At 71.0% G+C, this 4,542-nt stretch carries 6 protein-coding genes; 5 read left to right on the forward strand and 1 reads right to left on the reverse strand.

The genetic code is table 11. The features are described 5' to 3' along the window. Window positions 1–260 precede the first annotated feature (260 nt). From rplQ to HUV01_RS12445, 3 genes are all read left to right on the forward strand, one after another. Window positions 261–683: a 50S ribosomal protein L17 gene (rplQ, locus tag HUV01_RS12435; protein WP_174298555.1), complete on the forward strand. Its 423-nt coding sequence runs from the start codon at window positions 261–263 to the stop codon at window positions 681–683. Window positions 684–770: 87 nt separating this feature from the next. Beyond that, a complete protein-coding gene (gene guaA / locus HUV01_RS12440; RefSeq protein ID WP_174298556.1) occupies window positions 771–2,342 on the forward strand; it encodes a glutamine-hydrolyzing GMP synthase in 1,572 nt (523 codons plus the stop codon). Window positions 2,343–2,686: 344 nt separating this feature from the next. Beyond that, window positions 2,687–2,968, forward strand: coding sequence for a DUF427 domain-containing protein (locus HUV01_RS12445; protein WP_174298557.1), 282 nt, complete (start codon window positions 2,687–2,689; stop codon window positions 2,966–2,968). Between the two features lie 81 nt (window positions 2,969–3,049). On the opposite strand, the gene HUV01_RS12450 is transcribed toward HUV01_RS12445, so the two are convergent. After that, entirely contained in the window at window positions 3,050–3,376 is a 327-nt protein-coding gene (locus HUV01_RS12450; RefSeq protein ID WP_174298558.1) for a putative quinol monooxygenase, read from the reverse strand. Window positions 3,377–3,516: 140 nt separating this feature from the next. On the opposite strand from HUV01_RS12450, the gene HUV01_RS12455 reads away from it, so the two are divergent. Together HUV01_RS12455 and HUV01_RS12460 are read left to right on the forward strand one after the other, a co-directional pair. After that, window positions 3,517–3,891 (forward strand): winged helix-turn-helix transcriptional regulator, encoded by a 375-nt coding sequence (locus tag HUV01_RS12455; RefSeq protein ID WP_174298559.1) that lies wholly within the window; start codon window positions 3,517–3,519, stop codon window positions 3,889–3,891. A gap of 96 nt (window positions 3,892–3,987) precedes the next feature. Continuing rightward, window positions 3,988–4,542 (forward strand): 3-methyl-2-oxobutanoate hydroxymethyltransferase (locus HUV01_RS12460; protein ID WP_174298560.1); only part of this gene is annotated, 555 nt, incomplete at its 3' end.

Raw genomic sequence — 4,542 nt, forward strand, 5'->3', positions numbered from 1 at the left:
CGGCGCGGCGGGATCGGCCGGTCGCGACGGCGCGACGGGATCGGAGCGGGACGGCGCCTCGCCCGACCGGGCGGACGCGATGATCTGGGCGATGTGGGCGCTGATGCTGCGCGGGCGGGGGGAACCGCGGGTGTCGCTGGCTTGACTTTGCGGGGCGGCTGGGGTGTAGGCGCGCGATCGGGCGGCATCCTTCCGCCTGGCCGGACGTGCCCGTCGGTGTTCCCGCGCGGCGTCCGGACGAACCCGAAAGGCTCAATACCATGCGTCATCGTGTCGGCGGCCGCAAGCTGCAGCGTACCTCCGCCCACCGCATCGCGCTGTTCCGCAACATGAGCGCCGCGCTCATCAAGCACGAGCAGATCAGGACAACCGTCGCCAAGGCCAAGGAGCTGCGGCCGTATGTCGAGAAGCTGATAACGCTGGCCAAGAAGGGCGGGCTGTCCAACCGCCGGCTGGCGCATGCGCGGCTGCTCGACGACGCGCAGCTGGTCAAGCTGTTCGACGTGCTGGCGTCGCGCTACGCGGGCCGGCAGGGCGGCTATACCCGCATCATCAAGGCCGGCATCCGCGCGTCGGACGCCTCGCCGATGGCGATCATCGAGTTCGTCGACCGCGACGTGTCCGCCAAGGGGCAGGATTCCGGCCCGGTCACGACCGACGACGAGTACGACGAGGCGGCGTGAGCCCCCCCCCGCTTCCGGGACCGGTTCCGCCGATCCCGGGCGACGCGGCCCTTTCGCCGGCGGCGGCGGGCGGCTAACGACCGGCCGATGATCGATCATCAGCAGAACATCCTCATCGTCGATTTCGGCAGCCAGGTGACGCAGCTCATCGCGCGGCGCGTGCGCGAGGCGGGCGTCTACAGCGAGGTCGTGCCGTTCCAGTCCGCCGACGCCGCGTTCGACCGGCTGCGCCCCGCCGGCATCATCCTGTCGGGCGGTCCCGCCTCCGTCACCGTCGACAGCTCGCCCCGCGCGCCGCAGCGGTTCTTCAACGCGGGCGTGCCGGTGCTGGGCATCTGCTATGGACAGCAGCTGATGGGCGTGCAGCTTGGCGGCGACGTGTGCGTGTCGGGCGACGGCGGCGAGTTCGGCGAGGCGTTCGTGGAGGTGACGAGGCCCTGCGCGCTGTTCGACGGCCTGTGGGCGCCGGGCGAGCGGCACCAGGTCTGGATGAGCCACGGCGACAAGGTGGACTCGATCCCGCCCGGCTTCGTCCCCGTCGCGACATCGACCGGCGCGCCCTATGCCGTCGTCGCGGACGAGGCGCGGCGCTTCTACGGCGTCCAGTTCCACCCGGAGGTGGTCCATACGCCCGACGGCGGCCGGCTGATCGCCAATTTCGCGCGCCATGTCTGCGGCCTCGCCGGCGACTGGACGATGGCGGAGTTCCGCGCCGCCAAGACCGCGGAGATCCGGGCGCAGGTGGGCGGGGCGCGGGTGATCTGCGGCCTGTCGGGCGGGGTCGATTCGGCGGTGGCGGCGGTGCTGATCCACGAGGCGCTGAGGGATACAGGTCCCGAGCAGCTCACCTGCGTGTTCGTCGACCACGGGCTGATGCGCGCGGGCGAGGCGGACGAGGTGGTCAGCCTGTTCCGCGGCCACTACAACATCCCGCTCGTCCATGTCGACGCGGGCGAGCGGTTCCTCGCCGGGCTCGCCGGCGTCACCGACCCGGAGGCGAAGCGCAAGTTCATCGGCAGGACCTTCATCGACGTCTTCGACGAGGAGGCGAGAAAGCTGGGCGGCGCGGACTTCCTGGCGCAGGGCACGCTCTATCCCGACGTGATCGAGAGCGTCAGCTTCACGGGCGGCCCGTCCGTCACGATCAAGAGCCACCACAATGTCGGCGGCCTGCCCGAGCGGATGGCGATGGCGCTCGTCGAGCCGCTGCGCGAGCTGTTCAAGGACGAGGTGCGCGTGCTGGGCCGCGAGCTGGGCCTGCCCGAGGCGTTCGTCGGGCGGCATCCGTTTCCCGGGCCAGGCCTGGCGATCCGCATCCCCGGCGAGGTGACGCGCGAGGCGTGCGACATCCTGCGCAGGGCCGACGCCATCTATCTGGACGAGATCAGGGCGGCGGGGCTGTACGATGCGATCTGGCAGGCGTTCGCGGTGCTGCTGCCGGTGCGCAGCGTCGGCGTGATGGGCGACGGGCGGACGTACGAGCGGGTGCTCGCGCTGCGCGCGGTGACGAGCGTCGACGGCATGACCGCGCAGGCGTTCGAGTTCCCCGGCGGCTTCCTCTCGCGCCTGACGACGCGGCTGGTCAACGAGGTGCGGGGGATCAACCGGGTGGTGTACGACCACACCTCCAAACCCCCGGGAACGATCGAATGGGAATGACCAGGACTCGAAATCGTGCGGGGCACGATTTCGGCCTGGTTATTCGGCGGCGCAAGCCGCCGCTGGGGAGGGACTCGCGATCACGCGGGGCGTGATCGCGGCCTGGTTATTCGGCGGCGCAAGCCGCCGCTGGGGAGGGACTCGAAATCGTGCGGGGCACGATTACGGCCTGGTCGTTCGGCGGCGCAAGCCGCCGCTGGGGAGGGACTCGAAACCGTGCGGGGCGCGATTTCGGCCTGGTCGTTCGGCGGCGCAAGCCGCCGCGGGGGACAGAGGCGGCAGGGTTTGGACAGGGCCCGCCCGGACGGTGTAGGGGAGGCGGCCCTATCAGGAAGGAAGCCTGGATGCCCACCGCGCGCTGCAACGACACCGACATCGCCCGCTCGGACGCCACCGTCGTCGTCGAGCGCAACCATTACTTTCCGGCCGACAGCGTCGATCCCGCGTTGCTGGAGGACAGCGCCACCCGCAGCCATTGCCCGTGGAAGGGCGAGGCGCGGTACAAGACGCTGGTGGTCGGCGGCGTGCGCAACCCCGACGCGGTCTGGTACTATCCCGATCCCAAACCCGCCGCGGCCGAGATCAAGGGCCGCTACGCCTTCTGGAAGGGCGTGACGGTCGGCTGAGCACGCGGCGCGGCCGGACGGGGTGTCCGTTCGGCGGACCGACGACGCAGGGCCATGGCCCGATCGGCGCGGAGCATCCGGTCAGGAAGGCATGTCCACCACCGTCTTCTCCGCGATCGCGTAGAGGTCGATCGAGCGGCCGACGATCCCGAGCGCCGCGGCTTCCTTCAGCACGGCCTGAAACTCGCCGCTGGCGCCATGGGCATCCAAGGCCGCCTGGTCGCGCCAGCCTTCGACCAGACGGAAGGTGGCCGGGTCGCCGGCGTCCTGAGCGACGTCGAGAAAGACGCAGCCGTCGCGCGCCTTCGCCACCGCCGCCATCCGCAACGCGAGCGCCCGGAACGCCTCGATGTCCTCGGGCAGGAGACGATAGGTGGTGTAGCCGAGCAGGGCGGGCGTTTCGGTCATCTGGAACTCCATGATCGTGGTGGGGGCCGTGACGGGATGGTCGTCGGTACGTCGTCTCGCCGCACGGCATCTCCCGCTGTCCGCCGCCAGCCAGATGGACGCGCGCTGGCGGGAACGGTAGAACGGACCCGAAGGTAAGCATGAAAAGACCGGGCGACGGCGACGGAACCGACTGCGGCCTCGACGCCGTGCTCACGGTGATGGGGGGCAAGTGGAAGGCGCTGATCCTGTATCACCTCCGCTTGGGTCCCAGGCGGTTCGGCGAACTCAGGCGATCGGTCGCCGGGATCAGTGAGAAGGTGCTGATCCAGCAGTTGCGCGAACTCGCGGCGGCCGACGTGCTGGTTCGCCACGACCATCGGCAGGTGCCGCCCAAGGTCGACTACACGCTGACGCCGTTCGGCATGACCCTGGTCGAGACGCTGCGACCGCTGTGCGAATGGGGTACGGAGCATCGCGCGCGCATCAGGGCCATGCCCGGCGCGCCGCCGCCGGGCCGACGCCTGACTGGCTGACCGGCTAACCGGCTGACCCCGATCGATCGCACCCGGCATGGCCCTTGCCGGCCGCCGGCCTAGCCGCGTCCTCGTCGCTGCGGTAAGCCTGCATCCATGTCCACCACCTACACGATCGAGGCCGCCACCAGCCGCGCGACGCCCGTCTCCGCGCCGATGAAGCGGCTGACCGTGCCGGCGATCCGGGCGCGCAAGGCCGGCATCGCCGCCGGCACGGCCGCGCCGCTGGTCATGCTGACCGCCTATACCGTCCGCACCGCGCAGCTGCTCGACCCGCATTGCGACCTGCTGCTGGTCGGCGACAGCCTGGGGCAGGTGGTGTACGGCCTGCCCTCGACCGTTCCCGTCACGCTGGAGATGATGGCGGCGCACGGCGCGGCGGTGGTGCGCGGCAGCCACCGCGCGGTCGTCGTGATCGACATGCCGTTCGGCAGCTACGAGGCGAGCCCCGCGCAGGCGTTCGGCAGCGCGGCGCGGCTCCTGAAGGAGACGGGCGCCGCCGCGGTGAAGCTGGAGGGCGGGGAGGCGATGGCGTCGACCGTCCGCTTCCTGTCCGAACGCGGCATCCCCGTCATGGCGCATGTCGGGCTGACGCCGCAGGCGGTGAACGTGCTGGGCGGTTATGGCGCGCGCGGGCGCAGCGAGGCGGAG

The sequence above is a fragment of the Sphingomonas bacterium genome (assembly GCF_903643035.1).
In the GTDB taxonomy this organism is placed as follows: Bacteria; Pseudomonadota; Alphaproteobacteria; order Sphingomonadales; family Sphingomonadaceae; genus Sphingomonas.

Bases quoted from the DNA above. Each gene is read 5' to 3' on its own strand.
- HUV01_RS12450 (WP_174298558.1), bottom strand. From the start codon at position 3,376: ATGACCGAAACGCCCGCCCTGCTCGGCTACACCACCTATCGTCTCCTG.
- guaA (WP_174298556.1), top strand. From the start codon at position 771: ATGATCGATCATCAGCAGAACATCCTCATCGTCGATTTCGGCAGCCAG.
- rplQ (WP_174298555.1), top strand. From the start codon at position 261: ATGCGTCATCGTGTCGGCGGCCGCAAGCTGCAGCGTACCTCCGCCCAC.
- HUV01_RS12455 (WP_174298559.1), top strand. From the start codon at position 3,517: ATGAAAAGACCGGGCGACGGCGACGGAACCGACTGCGGCCTCGACGCC.
- HUV01_RS12445 (WP_174298557.1), top strand. From the start codon at position 2,687: ATGCCCACCGCGCGCTGCAACGACACCGACATCGCCCGCTCGGACGCC.